Below are 17,760 nucleotides of genomic sequence, written 5' to 3' on the forward strand. Positions count from 1 at the left end.
TCTGCAGTCTTCTATAGTTAAAGTTATCCGCGATCAAGATTTTCTTTGACATTCTCAATGATAAAGCCACTCTTGACATATCCTGGAATGCTGTTGAGATCTACACGTAAGTCCTGTTCAGGCACATCGTAAGTGATTCTGCCTGCAAAATATTTCATTGTTTCTTCCATGATGATAACAGTCATCCATTCGCCCGCACAACGGTGGTTCGTGTAATAGTCGCCGCCACCTTGTGGAATTAGATCGAACGGACTACCATCCCAATCAAGGAAACGCTCAGGACGGAATTCGTTCGGATTCTCGAATACGTCTTCCCTATGCATTGTGCCATAGATATCAAGTAGTAGCATCGTATCCTTATCTATTTTGTGACCATCAAAGTGGAAGTCAGTTTTCGCTTTCGCAGGAAGGAAAGGAACGAATGGATAGAAACGTCTGACCTCTTGGGAGAACATGTAAGCATAATCTTCTTCGTTGTTAATCTTTTCTTTTGAAATTGGGTGTTCGTGCATTCCAAGCAGACCGAAGGAAACGAAACGGTTGATCGCAATCAGAGGACGGAAAGTATTCATCAGATCAATCGCACATAGTCTGGAGTCCATCGGGTTCCCGAGATAATCTTCCCAGTGCGCAAACTCGTAAAGAGCAGTACCTTCAGGAGGATGAATCTTGCCCTTACGTGTCTGGATGATCTGGTCTTCAAGCCAATCTTCAACACGACGACGTGCTTTGACTGAAGATTTATAACCTTTAAACGCTGTTCCGAGACCTCTGAAGGAGTCGATCATGATATCCATATCAGTCGCAATCTCCTCAATCTTCTCTTCAGGTGCCTGGACGCCTGCCCACTTGGTACCCACTTTAGTCAGAAGAATGATAGATTCTCTGTAAATGTTAATCTGATCCATCTGTTCCATTCTGTGTGTATTCATATACCAGTGGTTGCGTGTCAATTCTCTGAGGTGTTTGAGATTGCCTTCTGTCATCAAGGACATGAAGAGGGCTTTTCTATCAATGTGTTTCTTTCCTGTCGTCGTGTGGATGGCACCTTGGCCGAAAAGTGTATTGACTACACGCTTTGGTAGTGTACCTTTACGCTCGATCTTGTCATTGTCGTAGAAAGTTTCTGCTGCTTTCTTTCCGCTGAGAACGATAATGCGTTTACCACCAAGCCCACGTGTTTCGAAAATATTGTCTGCACCAAGACGTTGTCGTTGGTTGGTTGTATAGAGATATCCTTCTTTCATGACTTTAAGCGTATTATCGAGACCTTTGTCTCTCTTGATTGTGCTCATAAGTTCTCCTCCAATTTCAGTATTCCTAAACCATTATATATAAATCATAACATATATGCCAACAATTACTCGTATGGAACCTTTTCTTCTGCTACAACATCACCCTCACGTTCAATACGGTAGGCAGCTGCTTCCCCTTCCTGAATGACTAGGCTGATTGTATAGTCTGTATCTTCAGTAATCTCGACTGTATCTGAGACATCTTCTATGGACCGTGTCTTATCATCAATATAGATTTCCACTGTTACCGGTTCAGTATTATCCCCTTCTTCAGAATCATCATCACTATAAGGAATATCGATTTGCCTGACGAACTCCCTTTCACGCACGGGCTCTTCTCCGAGCGAAACAATCATACGGACGTTGGTCTCCCCTGGAACCAGCTCCCCTTCGTCCGGAGTCTGGCTGATTACACTACCTTCTTCCACTTCACTGCTGTAGGCTTCCTGAATCATTTCAACCGTGAACCCCTGATCCTCGAGGGCCTTTCTAGCTGTATCGTATGGCTCGCCGGTATAGTCAGTGATTTCAACTCGTTCTGGCCCCTCTGAGATGGTAAATCGCAATGTTTCCGACCCGGGGACGACCTCGGTACCGGGCTCTATGGACTGTGAGAGGATAGTGCCGACATCGGCATCATCATTTTCCTCTGTTGCTTCGACTTCAAAGCCGAGCGTTTCGAGTGTATCTTTCACTTCGTCGTACGACTGTCCTGTGTAATCGGATATAACGGTTGTTTCAGGTCCTTGGGAGATGGATAGTACAAGTGTCTCTTCCGAAGGGACAACTTCATCGCCGGGCTCTATAGATTGCCGCAAGATTGTCCCGGATTCCGCATCGTCGTATATCTGTTCCAAGTCGACAGTAAAGCCCTGTTCCGCGATTTCATCTTGCACTGCTGAATCATAGAGCTGTCCTCTGTAGTCACGCATTTCAATTGGCTCAATACCTTGTGAGATAGTGAGTGTGAGTGATGTCTCTCCTGGATCTACTTCTTCGCCTGGCTCTACAGATTGGGAGACAATCGTTCCAGGTTCAGAGTCATCATGCGCTTCATTCACTTCGAGTGAAGCAAAGCCAAGACTATTGATTGAACTGAGGACATCATTGTATCTTTCACCAGTAAAGTCCTCCATTATGTAGGGCTCTTCTCCTCTGCTGACAATAAGGTCCACGGTCCCACCTTTTTCTATTTCAGCACCGGAAACAGGCGATGTCTCGATGATACGATCTACTTCGAAGTTACTATTATACTCCTCAGTTATTTCTCCAAGCACAAGTCCATTGTCGTCAAGAAATGTTTCGGCTTCTTCCAAAGTCATATCTTGCATGTCTGGCAGAACAACTGAACTATCTCCCGACCAGATTGGAGACAAGAGCAAAATGATGGCACCAAGTATCAATAATATTGGCAACAACCAAATCATACGCCGTCTCTTTCGTGCGGGAGCGTTTGCCTCTGGCTCTTGTTCTTCAGACACTGGTGAAATGAGTGCTGGAGATTCGACCGTACTTTCCATATCCATGGGCAGAACGGGTGCATTGATTGGTCGGCCTTCCTTGAAGCTATTCAAATCCTTGAGCACATCATCAACGTGACGATAACGACGATTCAGATCCTTTTCAGTACATTTGTAGGCAATATACGCCAGATCTCCATGAACTTCTCTATGTTGTGAGATATTCGGATACGGTTCTGAAATATGCTTTAAAGCTACGGATACCGGAGTTTCTCCATCAAAAGGCAGCTTGGATGTGATCAATTCGTAGAGTACGATGCCAAATGAATAGATATCTGTTCGTTCATCCGTTACCTGTCCCTTTGCTTGCTCAGGAGAAATGTACTGCACCGACCCCATCACTTGGTTTGTTTCAGTCAGGCGGGTCTCGCTTAGCGCTTTGGCTATACCAAAATCCGTTATCTTAATCTGATTCGACTCATTCATCAGTATGTTCTGAGGTTTTATATCCCGATGGATGATACCAGCATTGTGCGCATGCCTTATACCCTTCAATACCATCTCACTGATGCGAATAACTTCATCGATCGCAATAGGATGATTTTCATCAATGAAGGCTTTCAGTGTCGGTCCATGAACGACTTCAGTTACAAGTAAATGGTATTCTTCGGACTCATCGACATCCAGCACACTAACAATATTGGGATGTGCAAGGTGGATCGTACTCTCCACCTCTCTTTGGAACCGCGCCTTTGACTTCTCTCGGTTATGATGATCAATCTTGATCATCTTCAGGACAACTTCACGGTCCAGTATGATATCGTGCGCCAAATATACTGAACTCATCCCCCCACCTAAGTACGCAGTCACACGGTATCGATCCGAGACGATACTGCCGATCAATCCGAGCCACTCGCTTTCAAGTCCGCGAGAACGAGACTGATATTGTCCGTAGACCCACTTTTTTGCGCCTGTTCGACCAATTGTGAAGCTTTATCCGATATCTCGACCCCCTCACGGATAATAGTGTCGTGAAGTTCACTGTCATCGAGGTTGTCTGTCAGCCCATCAGAAGCCAGCAGCAGATAATCATATTGCCTGTTCCTGAGCCTGAAGACGTCTGCTTGGATCAGACGGTCTGTCCCGAGTGCTTTTGTAATAATGTTACGCTTCGGATGATGTTTCGCTTCCTCAGGTGTGATTTCTCCTGATTCGACCAACAGATTGACGAATGAATGGTCGCTCGTCACTTGTTCAATGGCACGATCATTCATTGCATAGGCTCGTGAGTCACCAACATTGAGTACGACAATCGACTCGTCAATGAGTGCGCATAGTACAAGCGTTGTTCCCATGCCCTGATACTCCGGATTTTCTTGTTGGTAGTCGTACATCCGTCTATTTACATCCATTACGAGGCGTCGCAAAAATTCAACGCCTTCTTCCACATTGAAAAGATTTTCTTCAATCCAGGCCGCTTTGATTTCATCGTGTACGTACCGGCTTGCGACGTCCCCGTACCGATGGCCCCCCATGCCATCGGCCACAAGCATCAGCATTTGGCCAGTGCCATTCTCAAAAATACCTGTAACGTCTTCGTTGAGCTCCCTATAGTCGCCACGAATACTCCGATCGATCACTTTCAAAGCTATTCCCCCGTTTCGTTTTTTGATTCTTTTGCTCTGAGTTGTCCACAAGCAGCATCTATATCGGTACCTTGTTCTCTTCTGAGTGTAGCGTTGACCCCGCACTCGTTCAATGTTTCGAGAAATCCAAAAATATCGTCCCGGCTCGTGCGTACATAGTTTCGCTCCGGCACATGATTGACGGGGATGAGGTTAACATGGCACTTCAAGTCCTTGATCAGTTCACTCAATTCACGCGCATGTTCCGGTTGGTCATTAACGCCACCAAACAGACCATATTCGAAAGTAATTCTGCGATTCGTTTGCTGTTGGTAATACTTCAACGATTCCATCAGCTTATCGATATCATAGGCACGGTTGATTGGCATGAGACGTGTTCTTATATCATTATCTGCCGCATGCAAGCTCACGGCAAAATTAATCTGGATATCTTCGTCTGCAAAATCGTAGATTCTTGGGACAATTCCACTTGTTGATACCGTAATATGACGGGCACCAATATTTAAACCATCATCATGGTTGATGATTCTTAGGAATTGCATCATTTGGACATAGTTTTCGAATGGTTCACCAATACCCATAATGACGACGCTGCTAACACGCTCATCTGTATCGTCCAGTACCTTCTGAATCTGCACGATTTGAGAAACAATCTCACCTGCTTCGAGGTTCCGTTTTAATCCTCCGAGTGTGGAAGCACAGAAACTACAGCCGATCTGACATCCAACCTGTGTCGTAACACAGACGGAATTACCGTAATCGTGGCGCATTAGTACAGTTTCGATCGTATAGCCGTCGCGTAGACGGAAAAGGAACTTCATCGTGCCATCCTTACTCTCTTGTTTTACAACGGTCTCAAGGGGATCGATGTTGTAGCTCTCAGCAAGCGCTTCGCGCATACTTTTTGGCAAGTTCATCATATCTTCGAAGCGGTCGACACGGTGTGTGTAGAGCCATTCGAATATTTGTCCGCCACGGTACTTATCTTCCCCCCACTCAAGTGCAAGTGCTTCAAGGTCAGTGAGAGATAGCGAATAGATAGAGGGCTGGTCAAAATCAGGTTGTCTAATGTTCTTTATCGGTTTTTTGGGTGGTCTTTGAATCATTATTTTTCCTTCTTTCTGAATCTGGCGATGAAAAATCCATCCGTCCCTACTTCTTGAGGCAGGATTTGTCGGTATGGACCTTCAAAATCAAATGCTTCGAGCACAAATGGATCGAACTCGATATCGTCATTTTCTTTCATGAATGTATAGGCCACATTTTCATTCTCCATCTGATGGATGGTACAAGTGGAGTATACAAGTACTCCGCCAGGCTTCAAGTATTGTTTTATATTGGCTAAAATTTCGAGCTGGAGGTCGACCAGTGAATCGACATCTTCTGCCCTGCGTTCGTATCTGATTTCCGGTTTTCTGCGGATGACTCCGAGGCCTGAGCATGGTGCGTCTACAATGATACGGTCATACTGGCGAGGATAGACCTTTTTTGTTGCATCCCCTTGGAAGGTTTCATACCCACTCAAATCCAGGCGTTCAGCTTGCTGTTCTATCAATGGAATCTTATGCTCGTGGATATCACTCAGATCAACATGACCTCCGGGTACTTTCTCAAGTGCATGGAGTCCTTTCCCCCCCGGTGCACTGCACGCATCGAGAATGACATCGTCTGATTCAGGCGATAGTGCATCATTGACGAGCATGGAACTAACATCTTGTATGCTAAAGAAGCCTTTTTGATACAAGTCGGATTGGAGCACTTCTCCTTTGACTTCGATGGCATCCTTTTGTATTTCAGACGGAATGGCGCTGAACCCTTCATCAAGGAGATTCGCCACGAGTGCATCTCGAGATATGCGCGTAGTATTTGTCCGAATATACATTTTCGGACGATCGTTCAGTGCGTGAGCGATTTCCGCCGCACCGCCGATGCCGTGATGTATCTTCCAGTGGGTGATGATCCACTCTGGAATACTTGTCTCGATAGATAATCGCAGCGTCTCGCTTTTGATCTTTGAAATATCTTCAAGCGGTTCACGCTCAAAGTTTCTCAATATGCCATTAATCGCCTTTCCTGCCTGGGGGCCGCCCCACTTTTTGGCAATATCGACCGCTTCATTGATAGCAGCATAGTTGGGGACACGGTCGAGCCAGACAATCTGATAAACGGTGATGTCGAGTAGGTTTTTCTGCCAACGTTTCAGTTTTGTACGGATGAATGGTCTGATATAGAACTGGATGGTCAGCTTTTTCGAAATTGTACCATATACGATCTCTGTAAGCAGACCACGGTCATTCGGAGCGAGGTCGCTACTTTTGATCATATCGTTCAGTACGATATTACTGTAGCCACCTTCGTCCATTACTCTACTGTAGGCCTCAAGTGCCATTTCACGCAGTTGCATCTACTCCACCTGCCCGAGTACGGTGCCGACGACTTGTCTACCCGTTGCGAATTCGATGGCCGTCGTCCGCTTCTTGCCTGCAATCTGTACAGTGATGGCTTCAATGGTTCCACCATCACCGCAGACGATGGTGATGCCTTCAGGCGTTGTATCTACAATGGTACCCGGGATGTAGTTCATTTCCTTGGGTGTACTTTCAGATATTTTCACTTCGTATATTTTTAGACGCTTGTCTTCTATTTCCGTATAAGCACCAGGCCAAGGGGACAAGCCTCGGATATGGTTGAACACTTCTCGGGCATCCCTCGTCCAGTCGATCTTCTCATCAGCCTTCGAGATGTTGGGGCTGACTGTCACTAGCTCAGAATCCTGCGGAATACTGTTGTTCTGCTCAGAGAATATGTCGGGGAGCGTATCCATCAGTAAATCTCCACCAATTGCCGAAAGCCTGTCATGTAGTATTCCTGTATCATCCTGATCCTCAATCGGTGTCCGGCGACTACTGATGATGTTTCCACTATCAAGCCCTTCAGCCATATACATGATTGTGACACCTGTTTCAGTGTCACCTTCCATAATAGCTCGGTGAATCGGTGCCCCACCTCTATGCTTTGGCAGGAGGGAGGCATGGACATTGATGGCACCAAGCGGCGGAATGTCAAGCAACGCTTTGGGCAGTATCTGACCATAAGCTGCCGTGATGATCAAATCTGGCTTTATTTCTGCAATTTTTTCAAGCGCTGCTTCATCCCTTATACGCTCAGGCTGGAACAATGGGATATTGAGTGCCTTTGCCGTTTCAGCTACAGGTGGTGATGTCAGCACGCGTTTTCTCCCTACAGGCTTATCGGGCTGGCTGATGACCATGGCAACCTGATATTCGTCATGTAGCCGTTTTAATATTGGTACGGAAAAATCCGGTGTACCCATAAATATAATAGTTTCAGTCATAATCTATTCCTCCTACATGATCACTAACGGATCCACATCGATTCTGAGAGATATCCCCTCCGTCTTATATGCTTCATGATAGTGTTCATCCAATGCATTGAGCATTTTGAGCAGCTCTGGCTCTCTTTTGTATTTAAGCATGATTTGGAAACGGTATTGTCGATTGATACGCTCGAGTGGACTTGGTGACGGGCCGACGATGATGGACTGATCTGAGACTTCTTGAACCAGCGTATCATGAATATGTGTGGTCGCCTTTAGACATTTCCTAATATCCTCACTCGAGATCGTAAAAAGGACGTGAAAATAGTACGGTGAATAGCGTGCGAGTCGCCTGAACGCCATTTCTTTTTCATAGAAGGTTCTATAGTCACTTTCCTTAGCTAACTGTATCGCATAATGTGTCGGGTTATAGGTTTGGAAGATTACTTCCCCAGAGAGTTCATGACGTCCAGCACGACCGGACACCTGCGTCAGCAGCTGGTAGGTTTTTTCATTCGCTCTAAAATCCGGTAGGTTAAGCATCGTATCGGCATTCAATACGCCGACCAGTGTGACTTTTGGATAATCGAGTCCCTTAGCAATCATCTGTGTACCGAGCAGTATCGGAATCTCTTCTTGTTCGAAGTGATCGAGCAGCTTTTCATGCATGCCTTTCCTTCTCGTCGTATCATTATCCATTCTGACCACATCTGTGTCGAACATGTCCCGGAGTATCTCTTCTACTTTCTCGGTACCAGTGCCGCGGAAAGTTACTTCGTCACTCTGACAGTTATCACACGTTTTGTGCACTGCACTTTCATAGCCACAGTAATGACACATGAGGCTGCGATTGGACTTATGGTAAGTCAGAGAGATGTCGCAGTTTGGGCACATCGGTACGTGCCCGCAGCTCTGGCAGATTTGGAAGTTGGAATATCCCCGGCGGTTCAGTAGAAGTACTGTCTGTTCCCCTTTTCCGATCCTTTCCCGGATACCTGCTTCAAGTGTCCCAGAAATGATGGAGGTATTACCAGTCCGATGTTCTTCTGACATATCGACAACACGTATTTCAGGCAGTACTTTCGTACCCGCTCTCGTTGTCAATTCAAGCCGTTCATACACACCGCGCTCACTTCTTGCGAAGGTTTCGAGACTTGGTGTCGCAGTACCAAGAATCAGCGGGCAGTTATGGTAAGTGCTTCTGAACTTTGCCACTTCCGTTGCATGATACATTGGACGATCGCCCTGCTTATACGTCGTCTCATGCTCTTCATCCACGATGATTACACCAATATTTTGAAACGGGGCGAATATGCTACTCCTTGCACCGACAGAAACACGTGCACGATTCTCCTTGATCTTACGCCATTCATCATATTTTTCACCGGAGGACAAACCTGAGTGCAGCACCGCCACATCATCTCCAAAACGCCGTTTGAAACGGTTAACCATCTGCGGAGTCAGAGCAATCTCAGGCACCAGCATGATGGCTGTTTTCCCTTCGTCAAGCGCTTTTTGGATGATCTGGAGGTAGACTTCAGTCTTGCCGCTGCCCGTTATGCCGTGAAGTAAAAATGTTTTCGCTTCTTCTGCATCCATGGATGAGGTGATTCTACTGTATGCATGTTGCTGCTCGGGATTGAGTACTTTCGGAGGATCGATTGTAAACACACGATCACTGTATGGATCACGCTCCATCTCAATCTCCACTTTTGCAATCAGACCCTTCTTATGAAGTGCATTAATCAGCGCATTGGAAAAACCATCATTGACCAGATTTCTAATGAAAATCGGTTCTGAAGATGCATTAATGACATCGTAGAGTTCCTGTTGCTTTTTAGCACGGGAGAGATCGATCGCCTGTTCATTCAGTGAGTGCACCGCAAGTGCCATTTTCTTTTTTGTATGCTGGGTGATGATTGTCTCCTCATGAATGTCCCCAGATTTTAAATAGGGGGCTAAAGTTTTGATGACACTTGGATCAAGACGTTTCACCTCAATTTCTGTCTCACCTGAAACTTTTGCGAATGCATTCCTAGCTGCCATGGAAGGAGATTCACCAAGCCTAAGCACTTTCTTATAGTTCGCTTTGAGTGCAGCTGGCAAAATTGTCTCTATGACGCTGATGTACTGGTCGACATAGTAGTCTGCCAGATACATTGCGATTGTAATCATTTCCTTCGTCAATACCGGCTCTATGTCAAGTGTACGTGCGATCTCTTTGATTCTCGCTGGATCGAAATCCGTTTTATCATCAATTGACATGACATAGCCTTGAATCGTTCTTGGACCAAATGGGACAAGCACACGGTGGCCCACTTTTATCAAGTCTTCCATGCCGTTAGGGATTCGGTAGTCGAACACCTGGTTGACGCTTTTGCTCGGTATATCAACTATGACTGAAGCAAACATTAATCGGTCCACCTCTTTGAAAGCAGATCAATGATGCGCTCTGCCAGGAGCATTTTGTCCATCTTTTCCAAAGGGATACGTTCGCCTTCTTTAAAGAGCAAGACAACCTCGTTGTCGGTACTGTTCATGCCAATTGAGGGGTCAGATACATCGTTCATGACGATGCAGTCAGCATTTTTACGTTTAAGTTTATCAAGCGCATACTTTTCGACATCATTAGTTTCAGCAGCAAACCCAACAACATACATATTCGATTTGTTTTCCCCTGCATAATGAAGAATGTCTTGTGTCTGCTTCATATCTATCGAAATATTCCCCCCGCCTTGTTTCTTCAGCTTGCTATCTAGTGGAGATACTGGCGTAAAATCGCTAACCGCTGCAGTGAAAATGCCGAGATCTGCATCCATATTAGCCTTTACAGCTGCAAACATCTCGTCTGTTGATACTACATCAATAACTTTGACACCGTATGGTGCAGACAGATTGACTGGTCCGCTGATGAGAACCACTTCGGCACCCTGACGGTTTGCTGCTTCGGCCAACGCATATCCCATTCTGCCGCTCGAATGGTTGGTGATATAGCGGATAGGATCAATTGCTTCCTGAGTAGGTCCTGCTGTGATTACCACTTTTTTCCCTTTAAACTTTTCTCCTGTTTCAAGCAGTTCTTCTAAATAGGCCTTTATTTCAGGTACATTCGCCATACGGCCTTTTGCATTGTAGCCGCATGCAAGAAACCCAGATTCCGAGTCGATTAAGCGATACCCATCGTTCATCAAGGTTTGTATATTTCTTTGGACAGCTGGTTGGTTATACATATTGACATTCATTGCGGGTGCCAAAACGACGGGTTTAGTATTCGCAGCAAGTACATTGAGTAACATGTTGTCGTAAAGTCCGTTTGCTAATCTACTGATCGTATTGGCTGTTATGGGTGCAACAACAATAATATCCGCCCATTCCCCGATGCTAATATGGGAAATGACTGACGGATCTTCTTCTTTGAAAGTATCTGTATAGACGTGATTGCGGCTGATCGCCTGAAAAGCAAGTGGTGTTACAAATTCCTGAGCATTTTCAGTCAGCACAACACGGACAGCATGACCGGACTGGATCAGCTTGCTTGTCAGATCCACAGCTTTGTATGCAGCAATTCCACCGGCAACACCGATTACAATATTTGCCATGTCTTCACCTCATAAAAAAGCTGACAAAAATTTGTCAGCTAGTGTTTTTGCTTAACTTTGTTCAGGGCAATCTCTTCTAATGCCCGACTTACTGTTTTCAACGTTTCATAATCATCCATTGCGAGATCATCGGGATGATCCTGAAGATGACGGGCGCGCTTGGCAGCCATAGTCACGAGGCGGTATTTGGAGTCTACATTCTTTTTCAAATCATGGATTGATGGGTATAGCATTATTGGTTAACCTCCAGTAGCATTTTTCTTAATTTTGATTCGACACGTGCCCGCTTCATATGGGAAGCTTCAACGATGCATTGTACCCGTTGTCGTGCATGATCCACATCGTCATTAATTACAACGTAATCATACAGGTTCATCAGTTTAAGTTCACGTTTCGCCTCATCTATACGATGTTTTATTATTTCCGGAGAGTCTGTACCGCGATTTACAAGCCGCTTTTCAAGCTGAGCTAGATCCGGTGGTGCCAAAAAGATGAATAGCGCTTCTGGGAATTTCTCTCTCACCTGCTTTGCGCCTTCAACTTCAATTTCCAGAAAGACATCGTGGCCGGAAGTCATCGTCTGCTCCACATAATCGACTGGGGTACCATAATAATTGCCTACATATTGAGCATATTCAATAAATTTATCCTGCTCGATCAGTGCTTCGAACTCCTCTTTGGCTTTAAAGAAGTAATCCACACCATCCACTTCACCTTCACGCTTCTCTCTCGTCGTCATTGAAATGGAATATTTAAAATCCGTATCCGGATGGTCGAAAATCGCCTTTCTGACGGTCCCTTTTCCTACACCGGACGGGCCGGATAGAACAATCAGCAGTCCCTTGTCTGAAGTCATAACACGTTACCTTTCTATTTGTAATTATATCTTAATGTACCATATTCAAAAGAAAAATTCATCATTAAATCACCACCTTGAACAAAGACCTCACGTTTCATGTTAAAATATTGGATAGTCTAAACTAGGAGGACGAAACCATGGCATTCGACGGCAACTTTGTCCATGCACTTCTTTCAGAATTAGAAGTGCTCCGCCGCGGCAAAATCAATAGAATACAGCAGATAGATGAAACATCAATGATTTTTAAGGTGCGTTCTGCGGGAAGTAACCACCATCTGCTCATCAGCGCACATCCAATGTATGCGCGTTTTCACCTGACCAACCAGAAATACGAGTTCCCCTTTGAACCACCAATGTTTCTGCGTGTTGCAAGAAAACACCTTGAAGGTGGCATCATACAGGAAATCCGTCAGCTTGGAAATGATCGTAGGGTCGAGGTCCATATACAGTCGAGGAATGAGATCGGTGATGAAATTAAGAGGATACTCATTCTGGAAATCATGGGGCGTCATTCGAATATCATTATCACTGACCAAGACTATAGGATTCTGGACGGTATTAAACATCTCACACCTAACAATAATAGACGGACAATCATGCCCGGTTTCGACTATACTGCCCCACCTACTGACCCGAAAGTCAATCCAAGGAACGCGGAACTGGAATCACTGCCTGGGCTGATCGATTTTAACAGAGGAAAGATCAATCAGCAGATTGTGGCCAATACTGAAGGATTCAGCCCCCTATTCGTCAAGGAAGTCCAACATAATGCGGAATATTTCACCATAAAAAATATTGTCCCAACCATACAAGAAACGCTTGCACAGGCAGAGAATATTAATCCCGTGCTTTATAGCAGAAATGACAAAGAGATTTTTTACTTTACGCCACTTGCCCATTTGGGAACAGCGGACCAGACTTATGATTCATTGTCTGAATTGATGGACCACTATTATCATGACAGATACAGAAAATCACTCATAAAACAAAAGGCTCAGGACTATTTGCAACTCATTGAGCGCGAATATGATAAGACTTCAAGAAAAATGGACAAACTTAGAGAAGATCTTAAAGAAGCAGAGGAGAAGGATAAGTATCAGAAGTACGGCGAACTGCTCACTGCCTATATGCACCAGGTAAAACCGTATGATGCCCAGCTCGAAGTGATCGACTATTATACAAACCAACCCGTCACTATCCCGCTCGACGCACATCTTTCCGCCAGCGACAATGCCCAAAAGTATTATAAACGCTATAACAAACTCAAAGCACGGGAAAGTAGTGCTGGGATCCAGCTTGACCGGGCACGCGAAGATATGGAGTATCTTACCAATCTCCTCCACCAGATGGACAGCATCACGACAGAAGAGGAAGTCGATGAAATACGCGAAGAACTTATCGATCAGGGCATCATCAAAAATAAGCGTAAAAATACTAAAAAGAAGAGCCAGAAGATACAGCTCCACGCATATACGACATCAAATGGACTTAATGTCCTGGTCGGTAAGAACAACAAGCAGAATGATTATTTGACGACCAAGAAGGCTCAAAACAATCACCTATGGTTTCATACAAAAGACATCCCGGGCTCCCATGTTGTCATCGCTAGCCCTGCTTCTGAAATAAAAGAGCAAGATATATTGGACGCAGCAATGCTCGCAGCCTACCATTCGAAAGCTCAAGATTCAGAATCAGTGCCCGTCGATTACACGGAAATCAGACATGTCCATAAAGTCAGTGGGGCAAAACCTGGCTTTGTCACCTACACCGATCAAAAGACGGTCTATATAACACCGGACAGACAGCGAATCACTTCTATGGAACGTGGCAGAACAAATTAAAAAATCATCGTACGGGAAACCGTACGATGATTTTTATTTAGTTGCATAGAGGTCAAGGTATTGCTCCGCCGACTTGGCCCAACTGTAATCCGCCGCCGTCATATTTTTGCACAGAGCTTCCATATGAGACTTCTGATGGAAAATGTAAAGACTGTATTTCATCGCATTGAGTAGTTCATGTGCATTATAGTTTTCAAATGAGAACCCATTGCCCGTCTGATCGAACTCATTGTATGGGATGACTGTATCTTTAAGACCACCCGTTTCTCTGACAATCGGCGCTGTCAGATAACGGATAGCAATCAACTGACCCAGACCGCACGGTTCAAACAGACTTGGCATGATGAAGAAATCACTTGAAGCATAAAGTTTTCTTGCATAAGTTTCACTAAAGCCAAGCGTGACGTGAACTTGGTTCGGAAAATTGTAAACGAGTGACTTGAAATACTCCTCATATTCTTGTTCGCCGGAACCAAGAACAACGAGTTGCACATCCTCACTCAGAAATTCGTGCATGATATGTTCAATTAGATCGATTCCTTTTTGCGACACAAGACGGGTTACAATTCCGTAAAGCGGAATATTCTCGTCTACCTTCAAACCGAGATCCTGCTGAAGTGCCGTTTTGTTCTTCATTTTAGTCTTACGCGAGGATCGGTACCGATAGTACAATGCCTCATCTTTAACTGGGTTATAGTCGGTAACATCAAGGCCATTGATGATGCCATGGAGATCTTCTCGTCTGTACTCCAGCACACTTTCAAGACCTTCACCGAAAAATGGCGTCATTATTTCAGATGCATAAGTCTCTGAAACAGTTGTGATCGTATCAGCATGGTGGATGGCCGCTTTCATCATATTGAGCATGCCCTGCCATTCGAAACCTGCATAATGATCTCTATCCAGATTGAATAGTTCACTGAAGGCAGATTCTTCAATCCAGCCCTGATACTGTATATTATGAATCGTATATACTGTCTTCATACCTTGGTGTGGGCGTTTTATGCTGGCAATTGCCACTGCAGCGCCTGTCTGCCAGTCATGGCAGTGGAATACATCAAAGTGTGCTTCCACTCTGTACATAAACTCAATGATGGCGTTGGAGAAATAGACAAAGCGCTCTCCATCGTCTATATAACCGTATAATCCGTCACGATTGAAATAATATTCATTGTCAACGAAATAATAGGTAATGCCGCGACCCTCATACTTCAAAATACGCGTATATTGGTTGCGCCATCCCACTGGGGTATTGAAAATCATTACTTCTTCCATATCCTGACGGTATTCTGAATTAATGATCTCCTTATAAAGGGGGAGGATGACGGAAACTTTTGCCCCTTCTTTTGAGAGCCCTTGCGGTAGGCTACCAATCACATCTGCAAGTCCTCCGGACTTAATGAACGGGGTACATTCACTCGCAGCAAATAATACATGTTTCATACTGTCACTTCTTTCTCGTATCAAAGTTAAATTGTAGAACGCTTAGCGACCACATATGGCTTCTCTTCAGATCCCACTAATTGTCGGCCTTCAGTAATTCTGACATCCTTATCAAGAATAACATTCTCAAGATGTGCACCAGGCTCAATAGAGCAATTTGCAAATATGATTGAGTTTTTGACAGTAGCCCCTTCACCGATCCAGACGTTTCTTGAGATGACAGAGTTCTCGACTGAACCTTCCAACTTGACTCCGTTGGCAACAACAGAACGTTTGACACTACTCCCTTTCTTATAAAGCGTTGGCGGATTAGTGCTTATTTTCGTTCTGAACTTTTTCTGGCCGTAGAAGAAATCACGGTAACGGTCCTTATCAAGCAGTGCCATACTGTTATTGAAGTAAGACTGGACGGAATAGAAATACAGAGTGTTGCTGTCTATATTGTGGAAGCCAGTATTATAGTTCTCAAGCTGTTCCCTTATGCCATGGTGGAAGAGATTCTGTTTATAGTTATCAATGCAGAACTGCACTATGCTCTCAAGCACATGCTTCTTAATAATGTAGACGCCTGTATAAAGATGTCCATTACTCTGATCATGAGTGAAGCCTTTGAGGTCATCGCCTTCAGTTACCATTCTGAGCACGGGACTTTCAGGTACGTTCCCCGATACATCCTCTCCGATAAACGTAATATCTCTTCCTGAGTCCCTGTGGGATTTCACTGCTTGCGTATAATTATCATTTGAGACGAACTGTGTGCCAGAAACAATAACATGTTCTGCCTTTGAACGTCTGAGAAGGTCAGCATGATTATGGAAATACTTCAAGTCACCCTGTGAAATATCTGAAGGATCATTCCAGTCGGGAGGAAGTACAAATATTCTTGCGTTCTTGCCTTCGAAACCGAACTCCTCCTTGCGATTCAAATGGTCAAGAAGGGATCTGAATTTATTTCCTGCGAAGACTCCTGCCACGTTGACACCAGAGTTCACCATGTTAGTAATTGTAAAGTCGATCAGACGATAGCGACCCATGAAAGGGACCGACCCACTGCTTCTGAAGTAGGTCAGTTCATTTAGATAGTCCTGTTCAGGCTCCAAGTTGATTATGCCAAGTAGTTCTTTATTCATTTTGACTGCCTCCTTCTGAAATATATTCGTTCAAAGTGTTCGCACTGATAACAATCGGTTCTTCGTCAGTTGCCACAATGCTTGTGCCATCAGGTATTTCCACTTCCGACATCACGATAACACGCTCTAGCGTTACATTATTACCGACAACAGCGTCTGGGAAGATGATAGAGTCTCTAATGTTGGCGCCTTCTTTAGTCTCTACACCAACGAATAGAATAGAGTTATCAATCGTGCCCTCGATGAAGGATCCCGGAGAAATAAGTGAGTTGCTGACTTGCGCAGTTTCACCAATATATTCTGGTGGACGGTTCTCTTCATTTGGATAGGTCGGCCATTCTTGAGACATCAGCAACGTTTGTAGATCCTCTTTCAATAGATCCATATTCGCTTCCCAGTAGCTCTTAATTGTTCCGACATCCTTCCAATAACCGTCGAATCTATACGCGTATAGACGCTTACTGTCATCTAGAAGTTTCGGTATAATATCTTTACCAAAATCATGATCGCTTGCTTCGTCTTTTTCATCTTCCAATAGATACGGTTTGATTTGTTTCCAGTTAAAAATATAGACACCCATGGAAGCCAGATTGTTTTTCGGATGCTCCGGTTTCTCATCAAATTCATAGATGCTAAAATCCTCGTTCGTATTAAGTATACCAAAGCGATTTGCATCTTCGAATGGTACTTCGATAGCAGAGATTGTTGCATCTGCATTGTTACTTCTGTGGAAATCAAGCATCTTAGTGTAGTCCATCTGATATATATGGTCCCCACTTAGAATGATCAATTCATCTGGCTCATATTGTTCTACAAAATGCATGTTTTTGACGATTGCATCTGCCGTGCCGCTGAACCAAGCACTGCCCTCGCGGCTTGAATAAGGAGACAGTATACTGATTCCACCAAACTGACGATCGAGTCCCCAGGGTTTTCCAATACCGATGTGCTTATTGAGAACAAGGGGAGAATACTGTACGAGCAGGCCGACAGTCGATATGCCGGAGTTCGCAAGATTGCTCATGGTGAAATCAATAATTCTGTATTTACCTCCGAAAGGTACTGCCGGTTTTGCAAGGTCCTTTGTCAGTTCTCCAAGGCGGGTACCTTGTCCACCTGCCAATAACATTGCTACTGTTTTGTTAGTCAT

The 17,760-nt window shown here is 44.6% G+C and carries 14 protein-coding genes; 1 reads left to right on the forward strand and 13 read right to left on the reverse strand.

Annotated elements, in window-relative coordinates; all coding sequences use genetic code 11:
• Window positions 1–23 precede the first annotated feature (23 nt).
• The 10 genes from ACFOJ8_RS08030 to gmk form a co-directional block, all read right to left on the reverse strand.
• The gene (locus ACFOJ8_RS08030; protein WP_380654981.1) at window positions 24–1,295 is read right to left on the reverse strand and encodes a cytochrome P450; all 1,272 of its coding nucleotides are present in this window, start codon (window positions 1,293–1,295) and stop codon (window positions 24–26) included.
• A 65-nt stretch (window positions 1,296–1,360) separates the two neighbouring features.
• On the reverse strand, window positions 1,361–3,658 hold the full coding sequence (pknB, locus tag ACFOJ8_RS08035; protein WP_380654985.1) for a Stk1 family PASTA domain-containing Ser/Thr kinase: 2,298 nt from the start codon (window positions 3,656–3,658) through the stop codon (window positions 1,361–1,363).
• Window positions 3,655–4,401 carry a Stp1/IreP family PP2C-type Ser/Thr phosphatase gene (locus ACFOJ8_RS08040; RefSeq protein WP_380654988.1) on the reverse strand — a complete coding sequence of 249 codons (747 nt, stop codon included), beginning with the start codon at window positions 4,399–4,401 and terminating at the stop codon, window positions 3,655–3,657. The genes pknB and ACFOJ8_RS08040 overlap by 4 nt, the downstream gene beginning before the upstream one ends.
• A 2-nt stretch (window positions 4,402–4,403) precedes the next feature.
• Window positions 4,404–5,507, reverse strand: coding sequence for a 23S rRNA (adenine(2503)-C(2))-methyltransferase RlmN (gene rlmN / locus ACFOJ8_RS08045; protein WP_380654991.1), 1,104 nt, complete (start codon window positions 5,505–5,507; stop codon window positions 4,404–4,406).
• Window positions 5,507–6,805 carry a 16S rRNA (cytosine(967)-C(5))-methyltransferase RsmB gene (gene rsmB / locus ACFOJ8_RS08050; RefSeq protein WP_380654994.1) on the reverse strand — a complete coding sequence of 433 codons (1,299 nt, stop codon included), beginning with the start codon at window positions 6,803–6,805 and terminating at the stop codon, window positions 5,507–5,509. The genes rlmN and rsmB overlap by 1 nt, the downstream gene beginning before the upstream one ends.
• On the reverse strand, window positions 6,806–7,756 hold the full coding sequence (gene fmt, locus ACFOJ8_RS08055) for a methionyl-tRNA formyltransferase (protein WP_380654997.1): 951 nt from the start codon (window positions 7,754–7,756) through the stop codon (window positions 6,806–6,808).
• Between the two features lie 12 nt (window positions 7,757–7,768).
• Complete coding sequence (gene priA / locus ACFOJ8_RS08060; RefSeq protein WP_380654998.1) at window positions 7,769–10,150, reverse strand: primosomal protein N'; 2,382 nt, start codon at window positions 10,148–10,150, stop codon at window positions 7,769–7,771.
• Window positions 10,150–11,337 carry a bifunctional phosphopantothenoylcysteine decarboxylase/phosphopantothenate--cysteine ligase CoaBC gene (coaBC, locus tag ACFOJ8_RS08065; RefSeq protein WP_380655001.1) on the reverse strand — a complete coding sequence of 396 codons (1,188 nt, stop codon included), beginning with the start codon at window positions 11,335–11,337 and terminating at the stop codon, window positions 10,150–10,152. Before coaBC ends, priA begins: the two co-directional genes overlap by 1 nt.
• A 38-nt stretch (window positions 11,338–11,375) precedes the next feature.
• Window positions 11,376–11,570: a DNA-directed RNA polymerase subunit omega gene (rpoZ, locus tag ACFOJ8_RS08070; RefSeq protein ID WP_380655004.1), complete on the reverse strand. Its 195-nt coding sequence runs from the start codon at window positions 11,568–11,570 to the stop codon at window positions 11,376–11,378.
• On the reverse strand, window positions 11,570–12,193 hold the full coding sequence (gene gmk / locus ACFOJ8_RS08075; RefSeq protein ID WP_380655007.1) for a guanylate kinase: 624 nt from the start codon (window positions 12,191–12,193) through the stop codon (window positions 11,570–11,572). The genes rpoZ and gmk overlap by 1 nt, the downstream gene beginning before the upstream one ends.
• A 140-nt stretch (window positions 12,194–12,333) precedes the next feature.
• Between gmk and ACFOJ8_RS08080 the strand changes: the two genes are divergently transcribed.
• Complete coding sequence (locus ACFOJ8_RS08080; protein ID WP_380655008.1) at window positions 12,334–14,037, forward strand: Rqc2 family fibronectin-binding protein; 1,704 nt, start codon at window positions 12,334–12,336, stop codon at window positions 14,035–14,037.
• 33 nt (window positions 14,038–14,070) lie between these two features.
• Here the strand turns inward: ACFOJ8_RS08080 and glgA are convergent, their stop codons facing one another.
• Genes glgA through ACFOJ8_RS08095 form a run of 3 tightly spaced genes read right to left on the reverse strand, consistent with a single transcriptional unit; the run spans window position 14,071 to window position 17,760 of the window.
• A complete protein-coding gene (gene glgA / locus ACFOJ8_RS08085; protein WP_380655011.1) occupies window positions 14,071–15,480 on the reverse strand; it encodes a glycogen synthase GlgA in 1,410 nt (469 codons plus the stop codon).
• 26 nt (window positions 15,481–15,506) lie between these two features.
• Window positions 15,507–16,610 carry a glucose-1-phosphate adenylyltransferase subunit GlgD gene (gene glgD, locus ACFOJ8_RS08090; RefSeq protein WP_380655014.1) on the reverse strand — a complete coding sequence of 368 codons (1,104 nt, stop codon included), beginning with the start codon at window positions 16,608–16,610 and terminating at the stop codon, window positions 15,507–15,509.
• On the reverse strand, window positions 16,603–17,760 hold the full coding sequence (locus ACFOJ8_RS08095; protein ID WP_380655016.1) for a glucose-1-phosphate adenylyltransferase: 1,158 nt from the start codon (window positions 17,758–17,760) through the stop codon (window positions 16,603–16,605). The genes glgD and ACFOJ8_RS08095 overlap by 8 nt, the downstream gene beginning before the upstream one ends.

It is taken from the genome of Salinicoccus sesuvii (genome assembly GCF_042648145.1).
GTDB classification, from domain to species: Bacteria; Bacillota; Bacilli; order Staphylococcales; family Salinicoccaceae; genus Salinicoccus; species Salinicoccus sesuvii.